Source organism: Pseudomonas sp. KH_021 (genome assembly GCF_057838865.1).
In genome coordinates this window covers 4,752,911-4,779,741 of the sequence record NZ_CM174477.1, presented here as the reverse complement: position 1 = coordinate 4,779,741, position 26,831 = coordinate 4,752,911, and the positions used below count along the sequence as shown (strand labels likewise).

Below are 26,831 nucleotides of genomic sequence, written 5' to 3'. Positions count from 1 at the left end.
CCCCTATGTCATCACTTCTGGGCTCTTCCCCATGCGTATCAAAGTGCATTGCCAAAACCGCATCGGCATTCTTCGCGACATCCTCAACCTGCTGGTGGAGTACGGCATTAACGTCGCTCGAGGTGAAGTGGGTGGCGAGCATGGCAACGCCATCTACCTGCACTGCCCGAATTTGATCAATCTGCAATTCCAGGCCTTGAGGCCGAAATTCGAGGCCATAGGCGGGGTGTTTGGCGTCAAGCGGGTGGGGTTGATGCCCAGTGAGCGTCGGCACATGGAGCTCAACGCATTGTTAGGTGCCCTGGAGTTCCCGGTATTATCGATCGACATGGGCGGCTCCATCGTTGCTGCCAACCGCGCCGCAGCGCAGTTGCTGGGTGTGCGTGTGGATGAAGTGCCCGGTATTCCGTTGTCGCGCTACGCCGAGGATTTTGACCTGCCGGAACTTGTGCGGGCTAACAAATCGCGCATCAACGGGTTGCGGGTGAAGGTCAAGGGTGACGTATTCCTGGCCGATATCGCGCCCTTGCAATCGGAACACGATGACAGCGAAGCGCTGGCGGGTGCGGTGTTGACACTGCATCGTGCCGACCGTATTGGCGAGCGCATCTATCATGTGCGCAAGCAGGAGCTGCGCGGCTTCGACAGCATTTTCCAGAGCTCGCGGGTCATGGCCGCCGTGGTGCGCGAGGCGCGGCGCATGGCGCCACTGGATGCACCGCTATTGATTGAAGGCGAGACGGGGACCGGCAAGGAGCTGCTGGCCCGTGCCTGCCATTTGGCCAGCCCGCGCGGCCAGGCGCCTTTGATGGCACTCAACTGCGCCGGTTTGCCTGAATCAATGGCCGAAACCGAGTTGTTCGGTTATGGGCCCGGCGCCTTCGAGGGCGCCCGTGCCGAAGGCAAATTGGGTCTGCTGGAGCTCACTGCAGGGGGCACCCTGTTCCTCGACGGTGTCGATGAAATGAGCTCGCGCTTGCAGGTCAAGTTGTTGCGCTTTCTGCAAGATGGCTGCTTTCGCAGAGTCGGCAGCGATGAGGAGGTTTACCTGGATGTCAGGGTAATCTGTGCGACACAGGTCGATCTTTCCGAATTGTGTGCCAAGGGTGAATTTCGTCAGGATTTGTATCACCGTCTCAATGTGCTGTCGTTGCATATTCCGCCGTTGCGCGAATGCCTGGATGGGTTGGGGCCGTTGGTCGATCACTTTCTCGATCAAGCCAGCCGGCAGATCGGCTGCCCTTTGCCGCGCCTGGCGCCAGCCGCCATGGAGCGGCTGAGTCAGTACCATTGGCCGGGCAACGTTCGCCAGCTTGAAAACGTCTTGTTCCAGGCGGTGTCGCTGTGCGAGGGCGGAGTGGTCAAGGCCGAGCACATCCGTCTGCCGGATTACGGCGTGCGCCAGCCCCTGGGTGAGTTTTCGCTGGAGGGTAATCTTGAGGATATCGTCGGGCGCTTCGAAAAAGCGGTGCTGGAGCGGTTGCAGAATGAATACCCCACCAGCCGCTCACTGGGTAAGCGACTGGGGGTCTCCCATACCACCATTGCCAACAAGCTGCGCGACTATGGGGTAGGAAAGCCTGGCTGATCACCTTTTGTAGGGCTGTAGATAGGTGAGCGAGAAGGCCGCGTCGGGGTAGTGCAGCCGCAGTTGTGGCACCACCACGCTGCCGCAGCTGCGGCAAGTATCGCGCTGGGTGAACAGATGCAAGCTCCTTAAGCCGTTGGCGGGTAGCTCGCGCATCAGCCAGCTGGCTATCAGCCGCTCCGAATCGGTCTCCCGCGTATTACTCCTGACAGAGAGCACTGAGTGTTGGCGAATCTCCGGTAGGGTCCAAAACAAGGGGTCTGGGGTCAGTGGCACGAGCTTGAGGGCATTGATGTACCGCACCCCATCAATGACGGTATCCGCTGGCAGGGGAAAGTTGAGCTTGCTTGAGTTGTTACCAGCCGACGTCGAATAGCAGATTGTTCGCGTGCCTCGGTGGTCGACGACATCGGCGTAGGCCACATTGCATCCAAGTAGCAGTTTGGTCATTTCTTCAGCAGTGCTGGGCTGAGGTAGCCTGTCTGTATCCAGCGGTTTCCAATCCTTGGCAGAGCCTTTGCTGCTTTGAACGGGTAGCAAGCGATTAAGGATATGGGCGATCAGGTCGCGCTCTGCGGGGCTGCGATCTTGAGCGGCTTTCCAGTCGGGTACCAACTCCCGAGTGAAGTTAACGTAGCGCTGCTGGTCGCCCTCATCAATCAAGACTGATTTGGCAAATTCCAGAAGATCATTCGGATAGCCCTGGCTTTCACAATAGTCTGCATAGTGCTCGTAATGGTTGAACAGGGCGTGGGGGATGAGCTGGCTGCTGAGCGTCCAACGATAGCGCAGCGGGTTGAGCAGGCGGTGCAGGGCATCGGCTATCCGCTCAAGCAGCGGGCGCTGTGCATCCAGTAGGGCGCTGCATTCAAACATCAGCTTGGCCAGGCGGGATATCTCTGTCTTGAAACCATTGTGCTGATTGTTCAAGCGAAACATTTCGCTGACCTTCAGGTAGCGTTCGATCCGTATCGGGTCATGCAGTCGATGGAATTCCCGTTCACTGCTTCCAACGGCCATGTTGGCGACATAGAAAACGCCTTTGTCTGCTTCGACATAGAGCGAGCGGTTGTTGTGCTCGTTGAAAATGATGCCGCGTAAAAAACGTCGATCCGCTATCTGGTCTGTCAGGGGGCCCAGCTCTACCAGCGGCAGGTAGGGGGTAATACGTTGTTTGATCAGGCTTTTACTGACGGTATCGGAAAAGCCGAACTCACGTTCGCTGGACATTCTGCCCAAGATTTTTGCCCGATAGATCGGGGCGTCAGGCAGTTTCAGGCGTTTGAGTGTGTCGGGGTTGGCAGGCAGCAGTTTATGGCGGGTGGGGCTCCAGTAGCTGAAGCGCTGCTCATGGACGACCAGTTCAAGGTTGTCACCGGCACTGGCTTGCGCTGGCGTGGCCAATTTCAGTTTCTTGGCCGCAAAGGCCACCGAGACGATTTCTGCCCCTGATATGTGCTGCCCCATGACTGGGATCCTGCTGATCAGCCAGTCGCCCGGGTTGGGCTCAAGCGTCAACTCGCGGCGGACGCGATTGCTTTTGGGTAGCACTTCCCAAGGTAGTTCCATCTCGCCAAGTGTGACCGAGCCATCGTCGCAAGGCGGGTGCGCTTGGCTGCGTTTTAACTGCGTCGACCAGCCTTCATCCCGATCGTTTATAGGGGCCTGCAACTGAGCTGCAGTGAGCTCGGACAGGCGTGCCAGCGTGAGGCGGACAAGCAAAGGTGAGATGTGCCGTTCGCTAAGTCCCAACACCTTGGCTACCAATGCTTCGGCCGGTTGGCCGTGGTTAAGGCTTAGCAGTGCAACGGGATTGGGTAGGGTGTGGGCTTCCAGCAGATGCTCAAGCACTCGGTTGCGAACGCTCTCGAGGGAAGGGGGGGTGAGCGCATTCGTAGGTGGCAGCGCCAGCTCGGTGGCTTGGACAAACGCATCTGTGTCGAGGCTTGCAAGCGCGATCACTGTCTTGAAGAACGGCAGGCTGTGAGGGGCGTCCTCGCTGTGGAATCCGCGTTCATACAAGCCCGTGAGGCAGGCTGCGTACTTCAATGCCTCAAGCATTGGCTGGCGCACCTCGTCGTCGTTGAGTTCGTACGTGGTTATATGTTCGATGGCCTGCCAGGACAGTTGATACAGATAATAAGCAATGTACTTACGCAGCGCGTGGCGAGGTAAATCGAACGGTGCAGTGCCGGGAATGGGGGCAATGTTAAGTACTGTTGTTTCGGTGTGGGCATGATCAAAGAGCCTGGCAGTTTGACGCGCTAGATCAGTGATGTTGAGGTGCAGTTTTTCTTTGCAAAAACGCCGGTACAGCTGCAGGAAATTATCGTTTGTTTCAAATGTTGACTTAAGGTCATGCAGAAATTGATGGCTATCACGCTCGCCGATCATGGTTTGCAGTGGATCTGAGGGTGAAAGTGGGGCGCCGAAAGTGTCGCTGTAAGTTGCAAAGCTCATACTGCCTGCCTGAAAGGAAGTTGCTGGAGGGATGATCGTCAATCCAGAACAGGCAAGCCGGGTGGTGCAATGCTATGGCGGCACACGCCCCGTTGGCAGGGGCTTAGCCGTTGGAGCAGCCGTTGCCCATGACGCGGTATTCCAGAATGTGGGTCTTGCCTTGGGAGTCTTCGTAAGTCATGCGGGCGGGAACCACGGCGCAGACATTGGGGATCTCGGTCATGGAGATCACCTTGGCGATGTCCAGGGATTGAGAGTAAGAATACTGTTCCACGGGGACTTGCTGGTTATTGACGGACACGGTTTCATCGGCCATTGCGCTTGCGCAAAAACTGCCAAGTGCCAGAACCAGTAGCGCTTTCATTGGTATTTACCTTGTCTGCGATCGTAAGGGGGCACGCAGCACTTGTGGCGCTGCGTGTGGAGCAGTAGTTAAAGGTACTTAAGTTATCGCGGGATTAACGGGCCTTCGTGGGGGCTGTTGCATGTGTTAATCACGTTGCCGTTGCAGGCGAGGCGAATTTTAAAGAGGCATGCGTTAATGAAACAGTCACTCTTTTGATAAAGACTGTTGATCGAATCTGTAACAATCTTCGCTGACCCTGTAGGAGCAGAGCTTGCTCGCGATGGCCTCACGCGGTATGTCAGGTACACCGCAGTGAGGCCATCGCGAGCAAGCTCTGCTCCTACACGAAGCTATGTAGCCAGTCTTGCCGAAATGTCGGACACCGCGGCGTATCTGTGGTTACTACCATCGTCGAATGGCCCTGCGCGTCTGTTACCTTTAAAACGAAGTCATACAAAAACAACGATAACACCGAGGAAATCAAGATGAGTGCGGCTCCACTGTATCCCGTTCGTCCCGAGGTTGCGGCTACCACGTTGACTGATGAGGCCACGTACAAAGCCATGTACCAGCAGTCGGTGATCAACCCGGACGGCTTCTGGCGCGAGCAGGCCAAGCGTCTTGATTGGATCAAGCCATTCACCAAGGTCAAGCAGACCTCCTTCGATGACCACCACGTCGATATCAAGTGGTTTGCCGATGGCACTCTGAACGTTTCCTACAACTGCCTGGACCGTCACCTCGCCGAGCGCGGTGATCAGGTGGCAATCATCTGGGAAGGCGACGACCCTTCCGAGCACCGCAATATCACTTACCGCGAACTGCATGAGCAGGTCTGCAAGTTTGCCAATGCCCTGCGTGGCCAGGACGTACACCGCGGTGACGTGGTGACGATCTACATGCCGATGATCCCTGAAGCCGTGGTCGCCATGCTGGCCTGCACCCGGATCGGTGCGATTCACTCGGTAGTCTTCGGTGGCTTCTCACCCGAAGCGCTGGCCGGGCGCATCATCGACTGTCAATCCAAAGTGGTGATCACTGCCGACGAAGGTCTGCGGGGTGGCAAGCGCACTGCGCTGAAGGCCAACGTTGATCTCGCCCTGACCAACCCTGAAACCAACAGCGTGCAGAAGATCATTGTCTGCAAGCGCACGGGTGGAGACATCGCCTGGCACCAACATCGTGACATCTGGTACGAAGACCTGATGAAGGTTGCTTCCAGCCACTGTGCACCGAAGGAGATGGGGGCCGAAGACCCCCTGTTCATCCTTTATACCTCAGGTTCCACCGGCAAACCCAAGGGTGTGCAGCACACCACCGGTGGTTATCTGGTCTACGCCGCACTGACCCATGAGCGGGTGTTCGATTACCGTCCGGGCGAAGTCTTTTGGTGTACCGCCGATGTCGGTTGGGTGACCGGCCACAGCTATATCGTTTATGGCCCACTGGCCAACGGTGCCACCACGGTGTTGTTTGAAGGTGTGCCGAACTACCCGGACATCACGCGTGTGTCCAAGATCGTCGACAAGCACAAGGTCAATATCCTCTACACCGCGCCGACCGCAATCCGCGCGATGATGGCTGAAGGTCAGGCCGCGGTCGCAGGCGCCGATGGTTCGAGCTTGCGCCTGTTGGGCTCGGTGGGGGAGCCAATCAACCCAGAAGCCTGGAACTGGTATTACAAGACGGTCGGCAAGGAGCGTTGCCCGATTGTCGATACCTGGTGGCAGACCGAAACCGGCGGCGTGCTGATCAGCCCATTGCCGGGCGCGACCGCGCTCAAGCCAGGCTCTGCGGCTCGGCCGTTCTTTGGTGTGGTTCCAGCGTTGGTGGACAACTTGGGCAACCTGATCGAAGGGGCCGCCGAGGGCAACCTGGTGATCCTCGATTCGTGGCCAGGCCAGTCCCGTACTCTTTATGGCGATCATGACCGTTTTGTCGATACCTACTTCAAGACGTTCCGCGGCATGTATTTCACAGGTGACGGCGCCCGTCGCGACGAAGACGGTTATTTCTGGATTACCGGCCGAGTCGACGACGTGCTGAACGTTTCCGGCCATCGCATGGGCACCGCAGAAATCGAAAGCGCCATGGTCGCGCACCCCAAGGTCGCGGAAGCAGCGGTGGTGGGCGTACCGCACGACATCAAGGGCCAGGGCATTTATGTCTACGTCACCCTCAATGGCGGCGAGGAGCCAGACGAGGCCCTGCGTATCGAGCTGAAAAACTGGGTGCGCAAGGAGATCGGCCCGATCGCTTCGCCGGATGTCATCCAGTGGGCACCCGGTTTGCCGAAGACACGCTCGGGGAAAATCATGCGCCGTATCCTGCGCAAGATCGCTACGGCTGAATACGGCGCCCTGGGGGATATCTCCACCTTGGCCGACCCCTCCGTCGTGCAGCATTTGATAGACACCCACAAGACCATGAACGCCGCCTGATTCGGCCAAACGTTCTGCCAAAACCCCGCCTGGCTCTCGTGCCGAGCGGGGTTTTTTCTTTTTGGGTCAATGGGTTGCAAGGCCGGGACAAATCGGGAATGAGATGGCTGTTACTTAGGACGCATGCTGTAACGGATTTTGTAACCGGTCCTGCGCCCAGGCGGGGCAAACCGAAACGCAAAGTTACCAAAACGGTGTTATTTTAGCGCCCGCAAAAAAAGGCGGGTGTCCAAACTTGCCGTATTACAAGGCTTTGCCAATAATAGGCGCGGTAATTGCTTTGACTACAGGTTTCCTGTCTTTTTGCCTTTGCATAATCTGCCTGGGCTGTCAACGGTCTGTCTCGGTATTTCCGGTGCTTCTGTAACTAGTTGTCGCATTGAAGAAATATCGACTTACGGGCTGTCGTTAGAATGCCGACCACTGGCTAGCGCTTTCCGATGCCTGCATCTGGCGGCGACGGCGCTGCGTTCTCCGTTGTACTCATCCGCATATTGGGCCTGTTGCTCACTCTGCCTTGTATTGCCCTTTACCGATGGAGTCCTTCAATGAAAAAACTCGTGCTGCTAGGCGCCCTCGCACTGTCGGTGTTTTCGCTGACGTCGATCGCCGATGAAAAGCCGCTCAAGATTGGTATCGAAGCTGCGTACCCTCCTTTTGCCTCCAAGGCGCCAGATGGCAGCATCGTCGGTTTCGACTACGACATCGGCAATGCCCTGTGTGAAGAGATGAAGGTCAAGTGCACCTGGGTCGAGCAGGAGTTCGATGGCCTGATCCCGGCGCTGAAGGTACGCAAGATCGACGCCATTCTCTCGTCGATGTCGATCACAGAAGACCGCAAGAAGTCCGTCGACTTCACCAACCGTTACTACCTGACCCCCGCGCGCCTGGTCATGAAGGAAGGCAACCGGGTCAGCGACAGCCTGGCTGAGCTCAAGGGCAAGAAAATGGGTGTTCAGCGCGGTACGATCCACGAACGTTTCGCCAAGGAAGTGCTGGCTCCTCAAGGCGCCACCATCGTTCCTTACGGCTCCCAGAACGAGATCTACCTGGATGTGACCGCGGGCCGGCTGGATGGCACGATTGCCGATGCTACGCTGTTGGAAGACGGTTTCCTGAAGACCGATGCGGGCAAGGGCTATGCCTTCACCGGTCCATCGTTCAACGACCCGAAATATTTCGGTGACGGCGTCGGCATTGCCGTGCGCAAGGGCGACAAGGCAAACCTGGATCGCATCAACGCGGCAATCGCGGCGATTCGTGCCAATGGCAAGTACAAGGCCATTCAGGACAAGTACTTCAAGTTCGACATCTACGGCCAGTAATTTGTCGAAGCAACACCTGTGTAATGGTGCAAGCAGCAGGTCACCTGAGGTTTGCACCATTTTTTCATTCCTAAGGTCGAGGACCTCATCATGTTGAAAGGCTACGGGGCAGTCATCCTCGATGGAGCATGGCTGACGCTACAGCTCGCCTTGTCGTCCATGGCCCTGGCCATTGTTCTGGGCTTGATCGGCGTTGCCCTGCGCCTGTCCCCGGTGCGTTGGTTGGCCTGGTTGGGTGATCTGTATTCCACGGTCATTCGCGGTATCCCGGACCTGGTGCTGATCCTGTTGATTTTCTATGGCGGCCAGGACCTGCTCAACCGAGTGGCACCGCTGCTGGGCTTCGATGATTACATCGACCTGAACCCGCTGATGGCCGGTATCGGCACGCTGGGTTTTATCTTTGGCGCCTACCTGTCGGAGACCTTTCGCGGTGCCTTCATGGCCATTCCCAAGGGTCAGGCCGAAGCCGGTTTGGCTTATGGCATGAGCCACCTGCAGATTTTCTTCCGGGTGCTGGTGCCGCAAATGGTGCGTCTGGCGATTCCGGGCTTCACCAATAACTGGCTGGTTTTGACCAAGGCGACTGCGCTGATTTCCGTGGTGGGCCTGCAAGACATGATGTTCCGGGCCAAGCAGGCGGCGGATGCTACCCGCGAGCCGTTCACCTTTTTCCTGGCAGTGGCGGCGATGTACCTGGTGATTACCAGTGTGTCGCTGCTCGCCCTGCGGTTCGTTGAACGGCGCTACTCGGTAGGCGTAAGGGCGGCTGAGCTATGATTTTCGATTACAACGTCATCTTCGACAGTCTGCCGCTGTATTTCAGTGGCCTGTTGACCACGCTGAAGCTGCTGGCCTTGTCGCTACTGTTTGGTTTGCTGGCGGCAATCCCGCTGGGGCTGATGCGTGTCTCCAAGCGGCCGCTGGTGAACATCAGCGCTTGGCTGTACACCTATGTGATTCGTGGCACGCCGATGCTGGTCCAGCTGTTCTTGATCTACTACGGCCTGGCGCAATTCGAAGCGGTACGCGAGAGCTTCCTCTGGCCGTGGCTGTCGAGTGCGACCTTCTGCGCCTGCCTGGCGTTTGCCATCAACACCAGCGCCTACACGGCCGAAATCATTGCCGGTAGCCTGAAGGCCACCCCGCACGGTGAAATCGAGGCGGCCAAGGCCATGGGCATGTCGCGGGTCAAGATGTACCGCCGCATCCTGCTGCCGTCGGCACTGCGCCGCGCACTGCCGCAATACAGCAACGAAGTGATCATGATGCTGCAAACCACTAGTCTTGCGTCGATCGTGACCCTGATCGATATCACCGGTGCGGCGCGAACCGTCAACGCCCAGTATTACCTGCCGTTCGAGGCCTATATCACGGCCGGTGTGTTCTACCTGTGCATGACATTCATTCTGGTGCGCCTGTTCAAGCTGGCCGAGCGTCGCTGGCTGGGCTACCTGGCGCCACGCAAGGGCTGATGCAAATGCAACGTATCGATCACCGGCTGCCCTGGAGCACCCTGGGCAGCGAGCGCACCTTGAGTGTGTTCCGCTTTGGCAGTGGCGAGCGCAAGGCCTATATCCAGGCCAGCCTGCACGCTGACGAGTTGCCCGGCATGCGCACTGCGTGGGAGCTCAAGCAGCGCCTGCTGGCGCTGGAAGCTGAAGGCAGGCTCAAAGGCGTCATCGAACTGGTGCCGGTTGCCAACCCGCTGGGGCTTGGGCAGCTGTTGCAAGGCGCGCACCAGGGGCGTTTCGAGTTTGCCAGCGGCAAGAATTTCAATCGCGACTTTGTCGAGTTGAGCGGGCCGGTCGGCGAGCGTCTGCAAGGACAGCTGGGCGATGATCCGCACGGCAATATTTTGGCGATCCGCCAGGCAATGCGATCGGTGCTGGCCGAGTTGCCGCCCCCCGCGAGCCAGTTGCAGGGCTTGCAGCGTACGCTGCTCAGTCATGCCTGTGAGGCGGATATCGTGCTCGATCTTCACTGCGATTGTGAGGCTGCTCTGCACATGTACGCCTTGCCCCAGCACTGGCCGCAGTGGCGTTCGCTGGCGGCGCGGCTGGGCATGCGCGTCGGCTTGCTCGCTGAGGATTCGGGCGGCAGTTCGTTCGACGAGGCCTGCTCGCTGACTTGGCTGCGCCTGGCGCAACAGTTTCCTGAGGCGACGATCCCCCTGGCTTGCATGGCGACCACGTTGGAATTGGGCGGGCAGGCCGACACCGGCAAGCCTGAGTCCCAGGCGCACGCCGAGGCCATCCTGGCGTTTCTGGCTGAACAGGGCTTGATCGACGGCCAATGGCCGGCAGCGGCTCAAGAACCCTGCGAAGGCATGCCCTTTGAAGGGACCGAATTGCTGTTTGCGCCGCATCCGGGCGTGGTGACCTTCCTGCAGCCGGCCGGGGCTTGGGTCGAGAAGGGCGAGCCGGTGTTTGAAGTGATTGACCCCTTGTCCGATCAGGTCAGCACGATCTGTGCCGGCACCTCGGGGGTATTGTTTGCCCTTGAACGACTACGCTACGCCCAACCCGGCTTCTGGCTGGCAAAAGTGGCGGGGCGTGAACCGCTGCGCCACGGGCGCTTGCTCAACGACTGACTGCTTTTTGCGAGAACCGACAGCATGTACAAACTAGAAGTCCAAGACCTGCATAAGCGTTATGGCAGTCATGAAGTGCTCAAGGGAGTTTCCCTGGCTGCCAAGGCCGGTGACGTGATCAGCATCATCGGCTCTAGCGGCTCGGGCAAAAGTACTTTCCTGCGTTGCATCAACCTGCTTGAACAGCCCCACGCCGGCAAGATTTTGCTCAATAACGAAGAATTGAAACTGGTGGCCAACAAGGAAGGTGCCTTGAGGGCAGCCGACCCCAAGCAGCTGCAGCGCATGCGTTCGCGCCTGTCGATGGTGTTCCAGCATTTCAACCTGTGGTCGCACATGACGGCGCTGGAAAACATCATCGAAGCACCGGTGCATGTCTTGGGCATGTCCAAGAAAGAGGCGTTGGAAAAAGCCGAGCACTACTTGGCCAAGGTGGGTGTATCCCATCGCAAGGATGCCTACCCTGGGCATATGTCCGGTGGCGAGCAGCAGCGCGTGGCCATTGCCCGGGCGTTGGCCATGGAGCCGGAGGTGATGTTGTTTGACGAGCCCACCTCGGCACTTGATCCGGAACTGGTCGGCGATGTGCTCAAGGTCATGCAGGCCCTGGCCCAGGAAGGCCGCACCATGGTGGTCGTGACCCATGAAATGGGCTTCGCCCGGGAAGTGTCCAACCAGCTGGTGTTCTTGCACCAAGGCGTAGTGGAAGAGTCCGGCAACCCGCGTGACGTGCTGGTCAGCCCTCAGTCCGAGCGTTTGCAACAGTTCCTGTCGGGCAGTTTGAAGTAAAGTATCACCCCTGATGCACCAAAACAGGTCATGCTGTGCCGCTGGCTCAGCCTGACCAGGCTTTTCCTGTCGCAGCGGATGTCTGCGGCCTTCTATAAGGTTTCGGACCGCACTTCATGACAGCCCAACGAATTGGATTTCTCATCTGGCCCAGCACCAAGGCCCTGACCCTGGCGCTGGCCGAGGAGGCGTTGCGTGTTGCCCAAAAGGTGCATCCCGAAGTGGTCTACGATTTGCAGTTCCTGCAAGCCGAGCCGCCATTGGAAGGTGCCTGGCGCTTGCCGGGTGAGCCGTGGACCGGGCGCCTGGAAGGCTGTCAAAAGCTGTTTTTGCTCGCGGACGAGCCACCGCTGGTCATCAGCCCTGCGTTGGGCAGTGCGCTCAAGCAACTGGTGCGTGCCGGTTGTGTGATCGGTGGTTTGTCAGCCGGTGTCTATCCACTGGCGCAGTTGGGCTTGCTCGATGGTTATCGCGCGGCCGTGCACTGGCGTTGGCAGGATGACTTTACTGAGCGCTTCCCCAAGGTCATTGCCACCAGTCATCTGTTCGACTGGGATCGGGACCGCCTGACGGCTTGCGGCGGCATGGCGGTGATGGACTTGCTGCTGGCGGTGCTGGCCCGTGATCATGGCGCAGAGCTTGCCGGGGCGGTGTCTGAAGAGTTGGTGGTCGAGCGTATTCGCGAGGGTGGCGAGCGCCAGCGGATTCCGTTGCAGAATCGCTTGGGTTCCAGCCATCCGAAGCTGACCCAGGCGGTGCTGCTGATGGAGGCGAACATCGAAGAGCCGCTGACCACCGACGAGATCGCCCAGCATGTGTGCGTGTCCCGGCGTCAGTTGGAACGGATCTTCAAGCAGTACCTGAACCGAGTGCCGAGCCAGTACTACCTGGAACTGCGTTTGAACAAGGCGCGGCAGATGTTGATGCAAACCAGCAAGTCGATCATCCAGATCGGTTTGTCGTGCGGTTTCTCCTCTGGCCCGCACTTCTCCAGTGCCTACCGCAACTTCTTCGGTGCCACCCCGCGCGAAGACCGCAACCAGCGTCGCAGCAGCAACCCGTTCGAGTTGTCCTCGGTTCCCGCCGAGCGCGGCTGAACCCCGGCACTCAGATCCACCCTCTCATCATGTAGGAGCCAGGCTTGCCTGCGAGGCGTCAAGCCTGGCACACCGCAGTGGCGCTATCGCCGGCAAGCCGGAGCGCCGAACCGCGTGCTCCTACAATCTTCCAGTCCCCTAAAACTTCGCCACCGTTTAAACTGCGCCTTTGCGACCCTATTTGTCGCATTGCCGAAAGCCTTGGAAAAACAGGGTTTAGCGCTATAAGAAGTTGTCGCTTGGCGACAAGGTCGGGCGCGAATCAGTCCTTACAATCCCCCCATCGCTCGCCAGTTCCAGGCGAACGTTTCTCATCAGGAGACTCCGATGTCCGTTGAGCATCAGGTGCAACGTGCCGATTTCGACCAGGTAATGGTCCCCAACTATGCGCCTGCAGGCTTTATTCCTGTGCGCGGTGCAGGTTCCCGAGTCTGGGATCAGACGGGTCGAGAACTGATCGATTTTGCCGGCGGGATCGCAGTCAATGTGCTCGGCCATGCCCACCCTGCACTGGTGAGTGCACTGACCGAGCAGGCCAACAAGCTCTGGCACGTCTCCAACGTCTTCACCAACGAGCCGGCCCTGCGCCTGGCCAAGAAACTGGTCGACGCTACCTTTGCCGAGCGCGTGTTCTTCTGTAACTCCGGTGCTGAAGCCAACGAAGCGTGCTTCAAGCTGGCCCGTCGGGTGGCTTTTGATCGTTTCGGTGACGAGAAGTACGAAATCATCGCGACCATCAACAGCTTCCACGGACGTACCCTGTTCACCGTCAACGTCGGCGGCCAGTCCAAGTACTCCGATGGTTTTGGCCCGAAAATCAGCGGCATCACCCATGTCCCTTACAACGACCTGGAAGCGCTGAAAGCGGCGGTTTCCGATAAGACCTGCGCGGTGGTTATCGAGCCGATCCAGGGCGAGGGCGGTGTATTGCCGGCCGAGCTTGCCTACCTGCAAGGCGCTCGCGAGCTGTGTGATGCCAACAACGCCCTGTTGGTCTTCGACGAAGTGCAAACCGGCATGGGCCGCAGTGGCGAGTTGTTTGCCTACATGCACTACGGTGTCACCCCCGACATTCTCTCCAGCGCCAAGAGCCTGGGCGGCGGCTTCCCGATCGGCGCCATGCTGACCACCGAAGCCCTGGCCAAGCACCTGGTCGTCGGTACTCACGGCACCACTTACGGCGGTAACCCGCTGGCGTGCGCGGTGGGTGAGGCGGTGATCGACATCATCAACACCCCCGAGGTGCTGGCCGGTGTCAAAACCAAGCATGATCGCTTCAAGACTCGCCTGGAAAAAATCGGCCAGCAATACGGCCTGTTTTCCGAGGTGCGTGGCTTGGGCTTGCTGATTGGTTGCGTGCTTAACGACGCCTGGAAAGGCAAGGCCAAGGACATCTTCAACGCTGCCGAGCAAGAAGGCCTGATGATTCTGCAAGCCGGTCCCGACGTGGTGCGCTTCGCACCTAGCCTGGTGATCGACGATGCCGATATCGACGCAGGCCTGGACCGCTTCGAGCGCGCTGTCGCCAAGCTGGCCCAAGCCTGACCCTTCGGCGGCCGCTGTGGCGGTCGCCGATCCAGATGTTTTGTGACGAGCGCGTTTTTTCGCGCCCGTCACCTCTTTCCTCCGTGTCGGCGGATGCCGACCTGATTATCCGATAAAGGAGTGACACCATGCTGGTGATGCGCCCCGCGCAAATGGCCGATCTGGGTGAAGTACAGCGGTTGGCCGCAGACAGCCCCATCGGTGTAACGTCCCTGCCGGATGATGCTGGTCGTCTGGGCGATAAGATCGCCGCGTCCGAAACCTCTTTTGCCGCCGAGGTCAGCTTCAATGGCGAGGAAAGCTACTTCTTCGTTCTCGAAGACAGCCAAACCTCAAAGCTGGTCGGTTGCTCGGCCATCGTGGCGTCGGCCGGTTACTCCGAGCCCTTCTACAGTTTTCGTAACGAGACCTTCGTGCATGCGTCTCGTGAGCTTAAAATCCACAACAAGATTCATGTACTGTCGCAATGCCATGACCTGACGGGCAACAGCTTGCTCACCAGCTTCTATGTGGTCCCTGAGTTGGTGTCCACCGCCTGGTCGGAGCTCAACTCCCGTGGCCGCCTGCTGTTCGTGGCCAACCACCCGGAGCGCTTTGCCGATTCGGTGGTGACCGAGATTGTCGGCTACAGCGATGAGCACGGTGACTCACCCTTTTGGGACGCCATCGGCCGCAACTTCTTTGACCTCAATTACGCTGAGGCCGAGCGGCTGTGCGGTCTCAAGAGCCGCACCTTCCTGGCCGAGTTGATGCCCCATTACCCGATTTACGTGCCGCTGTTGCCGGATGAGGCCCAAGAGGCGATGGGCCAGGTGCACCCGCGTGCGCAGATCACCTTCGACATCCTCATGCGCGAAGGCTTCGAAACTGACCACTACATCGACATCTTCGACGGTGGCCCGACGCTGCATGCGCGGGTATCGGGGATCCGTTCGATTGCCCAGAGCCGGGTCGTACCGGTGAAGCTCGACCAGGAGCCGATCAAGGGCGGACGCCAGTACCTGGTGGCCAACGGTCAGTTGCAGGACTACCGCGCCGTGCTGCTGGAGCTGGACTGGGTGCCGGGCAAACCGGTCAACCTGAGCCTGGAAGCCGCCGAGGCATTGGGTGTCGGCGAAGGCTCCAGCGTACGCCTGGTCGCGGTTTGATTGGCGGCCATTACCGGTTGAGTTGCGCAAGTGTCCAGGGACACTTGCCTGAGGAGATAGCATGATCGTTCGTCCCGTACGCAGCAGCGATTTACCCGCGCTGATTGAACTCGCGCGCAGTACTGGCACCGGCCTGACCACCTTGCCAGCCAACGAAAAGCGCCTGGCGCACCGCGTGGGCTGGGCTGAAAAAACCTTTCGTGGCGAGGCCGAACGCGCCGATGCCGATTATCTGTTTGTGTTGGAAAACGACGCGGGCGAAGTCGTCGGAATTTCCGCCATCGCCGGCGCCGTGGGCTTGCGCGAACCTTGGTACAACTACCGCGTTGGCCTGACGGTCAGTGCTTCCCAGGAGCTGAATATCTATCGGGAAATCCCGACGCTGTTCCTGGCCAACGACCTGACCGGCAATTCCGAGCTGTGTTCGCTGTTCCTGCGTGCCGACTATCGCAATGGCCTCAATGGCCGTTTGTTGGCCAAGGCGAGGTTGTTGTTCATCGCTGAGTTTTCGCAGTTGTTCGGCAACAAGATCATTGCCGAGATGCGCGGCATGTCCGATGAGGCGGGTCGCTCGCCGTTCTGGGAAAGCCTGGGGCGGCACTTTTTCAAGATGGAATTCAGCCAGGCGGACTACCTGACAGGTGTGGGCAACAAGGCGTTCATCGCTGAGCTGATGCCCAAGTTTCCGCTCTACACCTGCTTTCTGTCGGAGGCTGCGCGCAGCGTTATCGGTCGGGTGCACACCGACACAGAGCCTGCGTTGAGCATGCTCAAGAGTGAAGGCTTCAGCTATCAGGGCTATGTCGACATCTTCGACGCAGGCCCAGCCGTGGAGTGCGAGACGTCCAAAATTCGCGCCGTGCACGACAGCCAGGCGCTGGTGTTGGCTGTCGGCACGCCAGGTGATGACGCCACGCCGTTCATCATTCATAACCGCAAGCGCGAGGAATGCCGAATTACCGCAGCTCCTGCGCGGTTGGCCGCCGGCACCCTGGTGGTCGACCCGCAAACGGCCAAGCGCCTGCGGCTGAGTGCCGGTGATCAAGTGCGTGCTGTTCCCCTGTCTGCCTCTCGGGAGAGCAAGTGATGAGTACCTTATACATCGCAGGTGCCTGGCAAACCGGTCAGGGCGAGACGTTGCAGTCATTGAACCCGGTCACCCAGGCGGTTATCTGGAGCGGGCAGGGCGCCACGGCCGGGCAGGTGGATGCCGCCGTTGCTTCAGCACGTGCTGCCTTCCCGGCTTGGGCTCGCCGCCCGCTGGAAGAGCGCATCGCGATCCTGGAATCCTTTGCGGCCACGCTCAAGAGCCAGGCGGATGCGCTGGCTCATTGCATCGGTGAAGAGACCGGCAAACCCTTGTGGGAGGCCAGTACCGAAGTCACCAGCATGGTCAACAAGATTGCCATCTCGGTGCAGAGCTACCGCGAGCGTACCGGCGAGAAAAGTGGGGCACTGGCCGATGCCGCCGCGGTACTGCGGCACAAGCCCCATGGCGTGGTGGCAGTGTTCGGGCCTTACAACTTCCCAGGCCATTTGCCCAACGGGCACATCGTCCCGGCCTTGCTGGCGGGTAACGCTGTGGTGTTCAAACCCAGTGAACTCACACCCAAGGTCGCTGAACTGACCGTCAAGTGCTGGATCGAAGCGGGCCTGCCTGCGGGCGTACTGAACCTTGTGCAAGGTGCGCGGGAAACCGGCATTGCCCTGGCGGCCCACGCGGGCATCGATGGCTTGTTCTTTACCGGCTCCAGCCGTACCGGCAATTTGTTGCATCAACAGTTCTCCGGCCGCCCGGACAAGATCCTGGCGTTAGAGATGGGCGGCAACAACCCGCTGGTGGTCGATCAGGTCGCAGACTTGGACGCCGCCGTCTACACCATCATCCAATCGGCCTTTATCTCCGCTGGCCAGCGTTGTACGTGTGCGCGTCGATTGTTGGTGCCGCAAGGTGCCTGGGGCGACCAGTTGCTGACCCGCCTGGTGGAGGTCAGCAAGACCCTGAGCGTGGGTGCATTCGATCAACAACCGGCACCGTTCATGGGCTCGGTGGTGTCTTTGGCCGCCGCCAAGGCTTTAATGGGTGCCCAGGCGCAATTGATCGGCAACGGCGCCCTGGCGTTGTTGCAGATGACTCAGCCGCAGGCCAATGCCGCACTGCTGACGCCGGGTATCCTGGATGTGACGGCAGTGGCCGAACGCCCGGATGAAGAGCTGTTCGGACCGTTGCTACAGGTTATTCGCTACATCGATTTCGAAGCGGCCATCGCCGAGGCCAACAACACCCAGTACGGATTGGCCGCCGGCCTATTGTCGGATTCGCAGGCCCGTTACGACCAGTTCTGGCTGGAAAGCCGCGCCGGTATCGTCAACTGGAACAAACAACTGACCGGTGCTGCCAGCAGCGCGCCATTTGGTGGCGTGGGCGCCAGTGGTAACCATCGTGCCAGCGCCTATTACGCGGCTGATTACTGCGCCTACCCGGTGGCTTCGCTGGAGGCTACGAGTGTCAGCCTGCCCGCCAGCCTGACCCCGGGCGTAAGGCTTTGAGCCTTCTTAAATAACAATAGGTCTACGGAGCCGTGCCGATGAAATCGTATGAAGTGAATTTTGATGGCCTGGTAGGCCCGACGCACAACTACGGCGGATTGTCGTACGGCAACGTCGCCTCCCAGAGCAATAGTCAGCAGGCCTCGAACCCGCGTGAAGCGGCGCGCCAAGGCTTGGCGAAAATGAAAGCGCTGATGGAGATGGGCTTTGTCCAGGGCGTGCTGGCACCCCAGGAGCGCCCCGATGTGGCTGCCCTGCGTCGGCTCGGTTTTGCCGGCAGCGATGCGCAGGTCATCCAACAGGCGGCCAAGCAGGCCATGCCATTGCTGGTGGCCAGTTGTTCGGCGTCGAGCATGTGGGTGGCCAACGCCGCCACCGTGAGCCCCAGTGCCGACACCGCCGACGGTCGCGTGCACTTCACCGCCGCCAACCTGAACTGCAAGTACCACCGCAGCATCGAGCACCCGACCACCAGTCGCGTGCTGGGTGCGATGTTTGCCGACAACAAACACTTTGCTCACCATGCCGCGCTACCGGCCGTGGCGCAGTTTGGTGATGAAGGCGCTGCCAACCACACGCGCTTGTGCCGTGCTTATGGCGAGGTGGGCGTCGAATTTTTTGTCTATGGCCGCAGTGCCTTCGACAACCGTTACCCCGCGCCGCAGAAGTACCCGGCCCGCCAGACACTGGAGGCTTCCCAGGCCGTTGCTCGGCTGCACGGCCTGAGCGACGACGGTGTGGTCTATGCTCAGCAGAACCCGGCTGTTATTGATCAGGGCGTTTTCCACAACGATGTGATCGCGGTCGGCAATGGCGAGTTGCTGTTCTACCACGAGGACGCCTTCCTCGGGACTGACGCCATGCTCGATGAGCTGCGCGCCAAGCTGGCTGCGCGTGGCGGCAATTTCCAGGCGATCTGCGTGCCACGTGCCGAGGTCGCAGTAGACGATGCTGTGCGGTCGTACTTGTTCAATAGCCAGTTGCTGTCGCGTGCCGACGGTTCCATGTTGCTGGTGGTACCAGAGGAATGCCGGGCCAACGAACGGGTCTGGAATTATTTGCAAGGCCTGACGGCCCAAGGCGGCCCGATTGCCGAGGTCAAAGTGTTCGACCTCAAGCAGAGCATGCAAAACGGTGGTGGCCCGGCATGCCTGCGTCTGCGCGTGGCACTGAACGAAACTGAGCTGGCGGCAGTGAACCCAGGGGTTATCATGACCGCGCCGCTGTATGACACCCTCACCCAATGGGTGGACAAGCATTATCGCGATCGCCTTGGCGAAAGCGACCTGGCTGATCCACAGTTGCTGGTGGAGTGCCGTACTGCATTGGATGAGCTGACTCAACTCCTTAAACTGGGGTCGGTTTATCCGTTCCAACTTCAACCTTGATAGAGAACTCAACCATGTCCGACGCCCTGCAGCTGATCCTTGAAGACACCGATGGCACTCAGCTGGAAACCTCCTGCACGCGCTTTGCCGTGGTCTGGCAAGGCAAGGAAGTGTGGATCCAGCAAGACGGTCGCGGCCAGTTGCTGATCGGCGTTGACGTCGAAGAAGACGATGCCGAGTACGCCAACCTGCTGTTGCGGCCGCTGGCGACTAATCTGGTAAGTCTGCAACTTGAGATGGAGCCGGCCGAAGCGGGTGACGACGAAGAACACGTTCATGGCCCGGACTGCGGTCATCATCACTAAGCCTTAAGGAAGAAAGCCTATGCTCGCCCTTGGCAAACTGCTCGAATTCACGCTCACCGACCACGAGCCGGCAGAGAAGACGCAGATGACGGTCAAGGGCGTGCGGTTGCGCTGGCTTGATAAAGGAGCGCTTGAAGTGCGCCCGCCCGAGGCGAGTGACAACGGCCAGGACCTGCTGTTGTCGGCTGGCATTCATGGCAATGAAACTGCCCCAATAGAGCTGCTCGACAAGCTCTTGCATGGGATTGCCCGTGGAGAAATCATTCCGCGTGCCCGTATTCTGTTCCTGTTCGGCAACCCCGAGGCCATGCGCAAGGGGGCCCGCTATCTCGAACAAGACGTCAACCGACTGTTTAATGGTCGACATGAACTGACCAGTGGTCTGGAAGCGTTGCGCGCCAATGATCTGGAAAAACTGGCGACCAGCTTCTTCAGCAAGCCTGATCGCAAGCGCTTGCACTACGACTTGCATACTGCCATTCGCGGCTCGAAGATCGAGCAGTTTGCCCTGTATCCCTTCAAGGACGGTCGCCAGCATTCGCGTGCCGAACTCGCTCGCTTACGAGCAGCCGGGATGGAAGCCGTGCTGCTGCAAAGCAAGCCATCTATCACGTTTACCGCCTTTACTTATGAAACCCTGGATGCCGAATCCTTTACCCTTGAACTGGGTAAGGCCCGGCCGTTTGGGCAGAATCAAGGTGTCAATTTGCAGAAGCTGGAAACTCGGCTGACGCAGATCATCGAGGGTAAAGAGCCTGAGGAGGACAGCGACAATCTGGACGGTTTGCAACTGTTCAGCGTTGCGCGAGAAATCATCAAGCACAGCGAGTCGTTCCGGCTGCATTTACCGACAGACATCGAAAACTTTTCAGAATTGCCCAAGGGCTCGCTGCTGGCCGAAGACCTGTCCGAAACCCGCTGGATCGTGGAAGAGGAGGGCGCCCGGATTATATTCCCCAACCCCAAGGTCAAGAATGGCCTGAGGGCAGGGTTATTGATCGTGCCAACAACACCAGAGCACCTGGCCTAACAGGCGCTGCGGTGTTCGGGTAGACCGTATCGATCCCATCGCCAGCAAGCTGTGCTCCTACCGGGGTGGACACCGCCGACCGAGGTAGGAGCCGAGCTCGTCGGGGCGCCGAACCGTCGCGATGCAGGCGCTGCGGTGTTTCAGGCTCGCCGCGTGGCGCGCAATCAACTGGCCAGTTTGCGAGCTGTGTCCAGGTGGCGCAGGGCGTGCACCTTCTTCAACGTATCCGCGCACGTGCGTGCCGCTTCCTGGCCTTTGTGCATGAAGTGATCAAAGAAGAACTTCTGGTGCTCTTCACCGGAATGGAAGTGGTGCGGGGTCAGCACAACCGAGAACACCGGTATCTGGGTTTCCAGCTGGACCTGCATCAGGCCGCTGATCACCGACTGTGCGACGAACTCGTGGCGGTAGATACCACCGTCCACGACCAGCCCGGCCGCGACGATGCCGGCATAACGGCCACTCTGGGCCAGCAGCTTGGCGTGCAGGGGAATTTCGAAAGCGCCGCCGACTTCATAAATATCAATATCGCTTTGCTGATAGCCCAGCGCGGTCATCTCGTCGATGAACCCTTGGTGGGCCTGGTCGACAATGCCCTTGTGCCAGCAGGCCTGGATAAAGGCAATGCGCCCGTGTGGCTGGTGTTTGCTATCGATTGCGGTGGGTTGCATCTTGAATTGACTCCTGTTTGGTTAAAAACAGGGCATTTGGATCGAATGGGATTCAAGGGTACGGCTTGGCCTGCGCCCGCGTGGGGTGAGGTCCAGGGCTCGGCCCTTGGGTGTTATCCCGCTCTCTCTTCATCCGGACTTTAACCGTCGGCCCCGGAATCACACCGGGTCTGCTGACCTCCTTCGGCAGGGCCGCTGGAGCGCTCGCGGGCTATGCGCTTTGCGCGCAATCACCGCCGGTGGGGAATCTCACCCCGCCCTGAGAACGTCGCCACCCCTCGGGGCAGCGAGACAGTTTTTAACATACCTTTCACTTTGGTGCATAGGTGGCTTGCTATCGAAATTGGCCAATGACAGCATTTTCATCGGACAATCCATTCTTGAACGTATAAACACACTGTACCCAGGCCGAAGGCCCGATATAATGCGGCCCTTTGCCGTCGCAACGTCGATTGACGTCATGCACATGCCTCAGGCCGCAGTCTCCGTGGAAGAACCTATGAAAAGCGCAGAAATCCGTGAAGCCTTCCTTCGCTTCTTCGAAGAGCAAGGCCACACCCGTGTAGCCTCCAGCTCCTTGATCCCGGGCAACGACCCGACCCTGCTGTTTACCAACGCCGGTATGAACCAGTTCAAGGACTGCTTCCTCGGCCAGGAAAAGCGCGCCTACACCCGCGCTGTCAGCAGCCAGAAATGCGTGCGTGCCGGCGGCAAGCACAATGACCTGGAAAACGTTGGCTACACGGCGCGCCACCACACGTTCTTCGAAATGCTGGGCAACTTCAGCTTCGGTGACTATTTCAAGCGTGATGCGATCATCTACGCCTGGACCTTCCTGACCTCCGACAAATGGCTGAACCTGCCTAAAGAGAAGTTGTGGGTCACCGTCTACGCCACCGACGACGAAGCCTACGACATCTGGACCCAGGAAGTGGGCGTGCCGGCTGAGCGCATGGTGCGCATCGGCGACAACAAAGGTGCGCCTTACGCCTCCGACAACTTCTGGACCATGGGCGATACCGGCCCGTGCGGTCCGTGCACCGAGATTTTCTACGATCACGGCGCCGACATCTGGGGTGGCCCACCGGGTTCGCCTGAAGAAGACGGCGACCGCTACATTGAAATCTGGAACAACGTCTTCATGCAGTTCAACCGCACCGCTGATGGCGTGCTGCACCCGCTGCCCGCGCCGTCGGTGGATACCGGCATGGGCCTGGAGCGGGTCAGTGCGGTGCTGCAGCACGTGCATTCGAACTATGAAATCGACTTGTTCCAGGCGCTGCTGGACTCGTCGGCCAAGGCCATCGGTTGCACCAATGACGGTCAGCCATCGCTCAAAGTGGTTGCCGACCACATTCGTTCCTGCGGCTTCCTGATTGCCGACGGCGTATTGCCGTCCAACGAAGGTCGCGGCTACGTGCTGCGTCGCATCATTCGTCGCGCTTGCCGTCACGGCAACAAGCTGGGCGCCAAGGGCAGCTTCTTCTACCAGATCGTCGCCGCATTGGCCGGTGAGATGGGCGAAGCCTTCCCTGAGCTCAAAGCCCAGCAAGCGCACATTGAGCGCGTGCTCAAGGCCGAAGAAGAACAATTCGCCAAGACCCTGGAGCAGGGCCTGAAAATCCTCGAGCAGGATCTGGCTTCGCTGCAAGGCACCGTCGTCCCGGGTGATGTGGTCTTCAAGCTGTACGATACCTATGGCTTCCCGATGGACCTCACTGGCGATATCGCCCGTGAGCGCAATCTGACTCTGGACGAAGCCGGCTTTGACCGCGAGATGGATGCCCAGCGCGAACGCGCTCGCTCCGCCAGTGCTTTTGGCCTGGACTACAACAGCCTGGTCAAGGTTGACGAGCCCACGCGCTTCACCGGCTACGAAGCCACCCACGGCAGCGCCAAGGTCATTGCTCTTTATAAGGATGGCCAGGCAGTTCAGCAGTTGGCCGAAGGCGAGGAGGGTGTGGTCATCCTCGATCAGACGCCTTTCTACGCTGAATCCGGTGGCCAGATTGGTGACTGCGGCTACCTCGCGGCAGGCAATGTGCGTTTCGATGTGCGTGACACCACCAAGACTGGTGGCGCGTTCCTGCACCATGGCGTGGTCGCCAGCGGCAGCCTGACCGTCGCTACCCAGGTTGAAGCCCAGGTTGAAGCGGGCATTCAGCACGCCACCTCCTTGAACCACTCTGCCACTCACTTGCTGCATGCAGCCCTGCGCCAAGTGCTGGGTGATCATGTTCAGCAGAAGGGCTCGTTGGTGGATAGCCAGCGCCTGCGTTTCGACTTCAGTCACTTCGAAGCCATCAAGCCTGAGCAACTGCGTGCGCTGGAAGACATCGTCAATGCTGAAGTTCGCAAGAACTCCCCAGTGATGACCGAAGAAACCGATATCGAAACCGCCAAGCAGAAAGGTGCCATGGCGCTGTTCGGCGAGAAGTACAGCGACAGCGTGCGCGTGCTGAGCATGGGTGGCGATTTCTCGGTCGAGCTGTGCGGCGGTATCCATGCCAAGCGTACCGGCGACATCGGCCTGCTCAAGATCGTCAGTGAAGGGGGCGTGGCCTCTGGCGTGCGTCGTATCGAAGCGGTCACCGGTGCCGCGGCGCTGGCCTACCTGAACGCCGCCGAAGAGCAGCTCAAGGAAGCGGCGCAATTGGTCAAGGGAAGCCGTGACAATCTGATCGACAAGTTGTCGGCTGTGCTTGAGCGCAACCGTCAGCTGGAGAAACAGCTGGAACAACTGCAAGCCAAGGCTGCCAGCGCAGCAGGTGACGACTTGTCGTCCCAGGCCGTCGATATCAATGGTGTGAAGGTACTGGCCACTCGCCTGGACAATGTCGATGGCAAGGGCTTGCTGGCACTGGTCGACCAGTTGAAGAACAAACTGGGGCAGGGCGTCATCCTGCTGGGCGGCGTACATGAAGAGAAAGTCGTGCTGGTCGCTGGCGTGACCAAGGATCTGAGCGCCAGGTTCAAGGCTGGCGATCTGATGAAGCAGGCAGCTGCGGCTGTTGGCGGTAAAGGCGGCGGTCGTCCAGACATGGCTCAGGGTGGTGGCGTCGATGCATCGAAACTCGATGCTGCGCTGGCACTGGCCGTACCGTTCGTCGAACAAGGCAACTGATTCATCCACACCAAGGCCTGTGGTCTAGTAACAGGCTTTGGTGTTGTAGCGTTTGATTGTTTAATGGGCGCCCTTCCCGGGCTGAGGCGGCATTGAAATGGCTTTGATCGTACAGAAATTTGGAGGTACCTCAGTCGGCACTGTCGAGCGAATCGAGCAGGTAGCCGATAAGGTAAAAAAATTCCGCGAAGCTGGCGACGACCTGGTGGTTGTGCTGTCTGCCATGAGTGGCGAAACCAACCGCCTGATCGAGCTGGCCAAGCAGATCAGTGGTGATCAGCCGGAGCCTCGCGAGCTCGATGTGATCGTGTCCACGGGCGAGCAGGTGACCATTGCCCTGTTGGCCATGGCGCTGATCAAGCGTGGCGTGCCAGCGGTGTCCTACACCGGCAACCAGGTCCGCATCCTCACCGACAGCGCGCACAACAAGGCGCGCATCCTGCAGATCGACGATCAGAAGATTCGTGGTGATCTGAAGGCCGGTCGCGTTGTGGTTGTGGCTGGTTTCCAGGGTGTCGATGAGTACGGCAACATCACCACGCTGGGCCGTGGCGGTTCTGACACGACCGGTGTGGCCCTGGCCGCAGCGCTCAAGGCCGACGAATGCCAGATCTATACCGATGTCGATGGTGTCTACACCACTGACCCGCGTGTGGTCTCCCAGGCTCAGCGCCTGGACAAGATTACCTTCGAAGAGATGCTGGAAATGGCCAGCCTCGGTTCCAAGGTGCTGCAGATCCGTGCTGTCGAGTTCGCCGGTAAATACAATGTCCCGCTGCGCGTACTGCACAGCTTCAAGGAGGGTCCGGGCACCCTCATTACTATTGATGAAGAGGAAACCATGGAACAGCCGATCATCTCCGGCATCGCTTTCAACCGCGATGAAGCCAAGCTGACCATCCGTGGCGTGCCGGATATTCCGGGCGTTGCCTTCAAGATCCTCGGCCCGATCAGTGCCGCCAACATTGAAGTCGACATGATCGTGCAGAACGTTTCGCACGATAACACCACCGACTTCACCTTCACTGTGCACCGCAACGACTACGCCAAGGCTGAACAGGTCCTGAAGAACACGGCAAGCGACCTCGGTGCCCGTGAAGTGATCGGCGACACCAAGATCGCCAAGGTCTCCATCGTTGGCGTTGGCATGCGCTCCCATGCAGGCGTTGCCAGCCGCATGTTCGAAGCCCTGGCCAAGGAGACCATCAACATCCAGATGATCTCCACGTCGGAAATCAAGGTGTCGGTGGTGATCGAAGAGAAGTACCTGGAGCTGGCAGTGCGTGCACTGCACACCGCTTTCGAGCTGGACGCGGCCGCCCCCAAAGGCGAGTGATGCGTTGATCCCCTCAGGGCGCGGTCTGTGACCGCGCCCTTCGTTTTTTTGGGCAGTGTGTGAATTTGCATACCCTGGTCAATACTTAGGTGTAGGCCTATTGCCATCGCGGCTGTAGGCTCAAGCCCTTTTTTTGCAGACTGTAACCCCTGAACTCAATCCGGAAGGAGATAGGTAATGCTGATACTGACTCGTCGGTGCGCAGAAAGCCTGATCATTGGTGATGGAGAAATCACCGTGACTGTGCTCGGCGTCAAAGGCAATCAAGTGCGAATTGGTGTGAACGCCCCAAAAGAAGTGGCCGTCCACCGTGAGGAAATCTACCTGCGCATCAAGAAAGAGAAGGACCAGGAGCCAAGTAACTAATTTTTCTCGAATTATTTTCAAATTTTAGTTTGCAAACGGGGAAGAGGCTGGTTATTATACGCCCCGTGTTGCGGAGAGGTGGCCGAGTGGCCGAAGGCGCTCCCCTGCTAAGGGAGTATACCTCACAAGGGTATCGGGGGTTCGAATCCCCCCTTCTCCGCCATTATTCATGTAGGGCGTTGGTTGAATCACGGATTCGCTAAGTTATTGAAACCAAACGAAAAAGTGGTTGTAAAAGAGAATCAACGAACTATAATGCGCGGCAACAAATGCACTCGTAGCTCAGCTGGATAGAGTACTCGGCTACGAACCGAGCGGTCACAGGTTCGAATCCTGTCGAGTGCACCATTTAAGAGATTGTTTTTACGAAAACAAACTCTGCTTCAACCAGGGGTAAGCTGGTTTATCAAGTACCACCTTGCACTCGTAGCTCAGCTGGATAGAGTACTCGGCTACGAACCGAGCGGTCACAGGTTCGAATCCTGTCGAGTGCACCATTTAAGAGATTATCTTCTTCTGGAAGTATCTCTGTTTCAACCAGCGGTAACCTGGTTTATCAAGTACCACCCTGCACTCGTAGCTCAGCTGGATAGAGTACTCGGCTACGAACCGAGCGGTCACAGGTTCGAATCCTGTCGAGTGCACCATATAGTACGAAGCCCGCATACTCTGCGGGCTTTTTGCTGTCTGCGATTTATATTTATTGCCCTTCATGCCAAGTCGATAAAA

21 protein-coding genes, 4 tRNA genes and 1 riboswitch are annotated in these 26,831 nt (G+C 58.8%); of the genes, 22 read left to right on the top strand and 3 right to left on the bottom strand.

What is annotated here, in order from left to right; genetic code table 11:
- The first annotated feature begins 31 nt into the window (after nt 1-31).
- Complete coding sequence (locus tag AC3IX4_RS22015) at nt 32-1,588, top strand: sigma-54-dependent transcriptional regulator (protein WP_489257477.1); 1,557 nt, start codon at nt 32-34, stop codon at nt 1,586-1,588.
- On the opposite strand, the gene AC3IX4_RS22010 is transcribed toward AC3IX4_RS22015, so the two are convergent.
- A complete protein-coding gene (locus tag AC3IX4_RS22010) occupies nt 1,589-4,048 on the bottom strand; it encodes a deaminase domain-containing protein (RefSeq protein WP_489257476.1) in 2,460 nt (819 codons plus the stop codon).
- Between the two features lie 103 nt (nt 4,049-4,151).
- Nucleotides 4,152-4,412 carry a DUF2790 domain-containing protein gene (locus AC3IX4_RS22005; RefSeq protein WP_489257475.1) on the bottom strand — a complete coding sequence of 87 codons (261 nt, stop codon included), beginning with the start codon at nt 4,410-4,412 and terminating at the stop codon, nt 4,152-4,154.
- Between the two features lie 467 nt (nt 4,413-4,879).
- Here AC3IX4_RS22005 and acs point away from each other — a divergent pair, with 467 nt between their 5' ends.
- The 14 genes from acs (at nt 4,880) to astE (ending at nt 20,605) form a co-directional block, all read left to right on the top strand.
- Entirely contained in the window at nt 4,880-6,835 is a 1,956-nt protein-coding gene (gene acs / locus AC3IX4_RS22000; RefSeq protein ID WP_489257474.1) for an acetate--CoA ligase, read from the top strand.
- 548 nt (nt 6,836-7,383) lie between these two features.
- Nucleotides 7,384-8,160 (top strand): ABC transporter substrate-binding protein, encoded by a 777-nt coding sequence (locus AC3IX4_RS21995; protein ID WP_489257473.1) that lies wholly within the window; start codon nt 7,384-7,386, stop codon nt 8,158-8,160.
- 90 nt (nt 8,161-8,250) lie between these two features.
- Nucleotides 8,251-8,940, top strand: coding sequence for an ABC transporter permease (locus AC3IX4_RS21990; protein ID WP_489257472.1), 690 nt, complete (start codon nt 8,251-8,253; stop codon nt 8,938-8,940).
- Complete coding sequence (locus AC3IX4_RS21985) at nt 8,937-9,635, top strand: ABC transporter permease (RefSeq protein ID WP_489257471.1); 699 nt, start codon at nt 8,937-8,939, stop codon at nt 9,633-9,635. Before AC3IX4_RS21990 ends, AC3IX4_RS21985 begins: the two co-directional genes overlap by 4 nt.
- Before the next feature lie 5 nt (nt 9,636-9,640).
- Nucleotides 9,641-10,753: a succinylglutamate desuccinylase/aspartoacylase family protein gene (locus AC3IX4_RS21980; RefSeq protein ID WP_489257470.1), complete on the top strand. Its 1,113-nt coding sequence runs from the start codon at nt 9,641-9,643 to the stop codon at nt 10,751-10,753.
- A gap of 24 nt (nt 10,754-10,777) precedes the next feature.
- On the top strand, nt 10,778-11,542 hold the full coding sequence (locus AC3IX4_RS21975; protein WP_489257469.1) for an ABC transporter ATP-binding protein: 765 nt from the start codon (nt 10,778-10,780) through the stop codon (nt 11,540-11,542).
- A gap of 116 nt (nt 11,543-11,658) precedes the next feature.
- Nucleotides 11,659-12,639 carry a transcriptional regulator ArgR gene (argR, locus tag AC3IX4_RS21970; RefSeq protein WP_489257468.1) on the top strand — a complete coding sequence of 327 codons (981 nt, stop codon included), beginning with the start codon at nt 11,659-11,661 and terminating at the stop codon, nt 12,637-12,639.
- A 327-nt stretch (nt 12,640-12,966) separates the two neighbouring features.
- Nucleotides 12,967-14,184 carry an aspartate aminotransferase family protein gene (locus tag AC3IX4_RS21965; RefSeq protein WP_489257467.1) on the top strand — a complete coding sequence of 406 codons (1,218 nt, stop codon included), beginning with the start codon at nt 12,967-12,969 and terminating at the stop codon, nt 14,182-14,184.
- A 128-nt stretch (nt 14,185-14,312) separates the two neighbouring features.
- Nucleotides 14,313-15,332: an arginine/ornithine succinyltransferase subunit alpha gene (aruF, locus tag AC3IX4_RS21960; protein ID WP_489257466.1), complete on the top strand. Its 1,020-nt coding sequence runs from the start codon at nt 14,313-14,315 to the stop codon at nt 15,330-15,332.
- Nucleotides 15,333-15,393: 61 nt separating this feature from the next.
- On the top strand, nt 15,394-16,419 hold the full coding sequence (gene astA, locus AC3IX4_RS21955; protein WP_489257465.1) for an arginine N-succinyltransferase: 1,026 nt from the start codon (nt 15,394-15,396) through the stop codon (nt 16,417-16,419).
- Nucleotides 16,416-17,882 carry a succinylglutamate-semialdehyde dehydrogenase gene (astD, locus tag AC3IX4_RS21950; protein ID WP_489257464.1) on the top strand — a complete coding sequence of 489 codons (1,467 nt, stop codon included), beginning with the start codon at nt 16,416-16,418 and terminating at the stop codon, nt 17,880-17,882. Before astA ends, astD begins: the two co-directional genes overlap by 4 nt.
- A gap of 38 nt (nt 17,883-17,920) precedes the next feature.
- Nucleotides 17,921-19,270 carry an N-succinylarginine dihydrolase gene (gene astB, locus AC3IX4_RS21945; protein ID WP_489257463.1) on the top strand — a complete coding sequence of 450 codons (1,350 nt, stop codon included), beginning with the start codon at nt 17,921-17,923 and terminating at the stop codon, nt 19,268-19,270.
- 14 nt (nt 19,271-19,284) lie between these two features.
- Nucleotides 19,285-19,575 (top strand): topoisomerase II, encoded by a 291-nt coding sequence (locus AC3IX4_RS21940; RefSeq protein WP_489257462.1) that lies wholly within the window; start codon nt 19,285-19,287, stop codon nt 19,573-19,575.
- Between the two features lie 19 nt (nt 19,576-19,594).
- A complete protein-coding gene (gene astE, locus AC3IX4_RS21935) occupies nt 19,595-20,605 on the top strand; it encodes a succinylglutamate desuccinylase (protein ID WP_489257461.1) in 1,011 nt (336 codons plus the stop codon).
- A gap of 164 nt (nt 20,606-20,769) precedes the next feature.
- On the opposite strand, the gene AC3IX4_RS21930 is transcribed toward astE, so the two are convergent.
- Entirely contained in the window at nt 20,770-21,276 is a 507-nt protein-coding gene (locus AC3IX4_RS21930; RefSeq protein ID WP_489257460.1) for a 6,7-dimethyl-8-ribityllumazine synthase, read from the bottom strand.
- A 116-nt stretch (nt 21,277-21,392) separates the two neighbouring features.
- Nucleotides 21,393-21,547, bottom strand: a riboswitch (FMN riboswitch).
- Nucleotides 21,548-21,775: 228 nt separating this feature from the next.
- Between AC3IX4_RS21930 and alaS the strand changes: the two genes are divergently transcribed.
- From alaS to AC3IX4_RS21895, 7 genes are all read left to right on the top strand, one after another.
- Nucleotides 21,776-24,400, top strand: a complete 2,625-nt coding sequence (gene alaS / locus AC3IX4_RS21925; RefSeq protein ID WP_489257459.1) for an alanine--tRNA ligase — start codon at nt 21,776-21,778, stop codon at nt 24,398-24,400.
- 97 nt (nt 24,401-24,497) lie between these two features.
- The gene (locus AC3IX4_RS21920) at nt 24,498-25,736 is read left to right on the top strand and encodes an aspartate kinase (protein ID WP_489257458.1); all 1,239 of its coding nucleotides are present in this window, start codon (nt 24,498-24,500) and stop codon (nt 25,734-25,736) included.
- A gap of 177 nt (nt 25,737-25,913) precedes the next feature.
- Entirely contained in the window at nt 25,914-26,102 is a 189-nt protein-coding gene (gene csrA, locus AC3IX4_RS21915; protein WP_166359754.1) for a carbon storage regulator CsrA, read from the top strand.
- A 72-nt stretch (nt 26,103-26,174) separates the two neighbouring features.
- Nucleotides 26,175-26,265, top strand: a tRNA-Ser gene (locus AC3IX4_RS21910).
- 108 nt (nt 26,266-26,373) lie between these two features.
- A tRNA-Arg gene (locus AC3IX4_RS21905) sits at nt 26,374-26,450 on the top strand.
- A gap of 72 nt (nt 26,451-26,522) precedes the next feature.
- Nucleotides 26,523-26,599, top strand: a tRNA-Arg gene (locus AC3IX4_RS21900).
- A gap of 73 nt (nt 26,600-26,672) precedes the next feature.
- Nucleotides 26,673-26,749 (top strand) — tRNA-Arg (locus AC3IX4_RS21895).
- Nucleotides 26,750-26,831 lie beyond the last annotated feature (82 nt).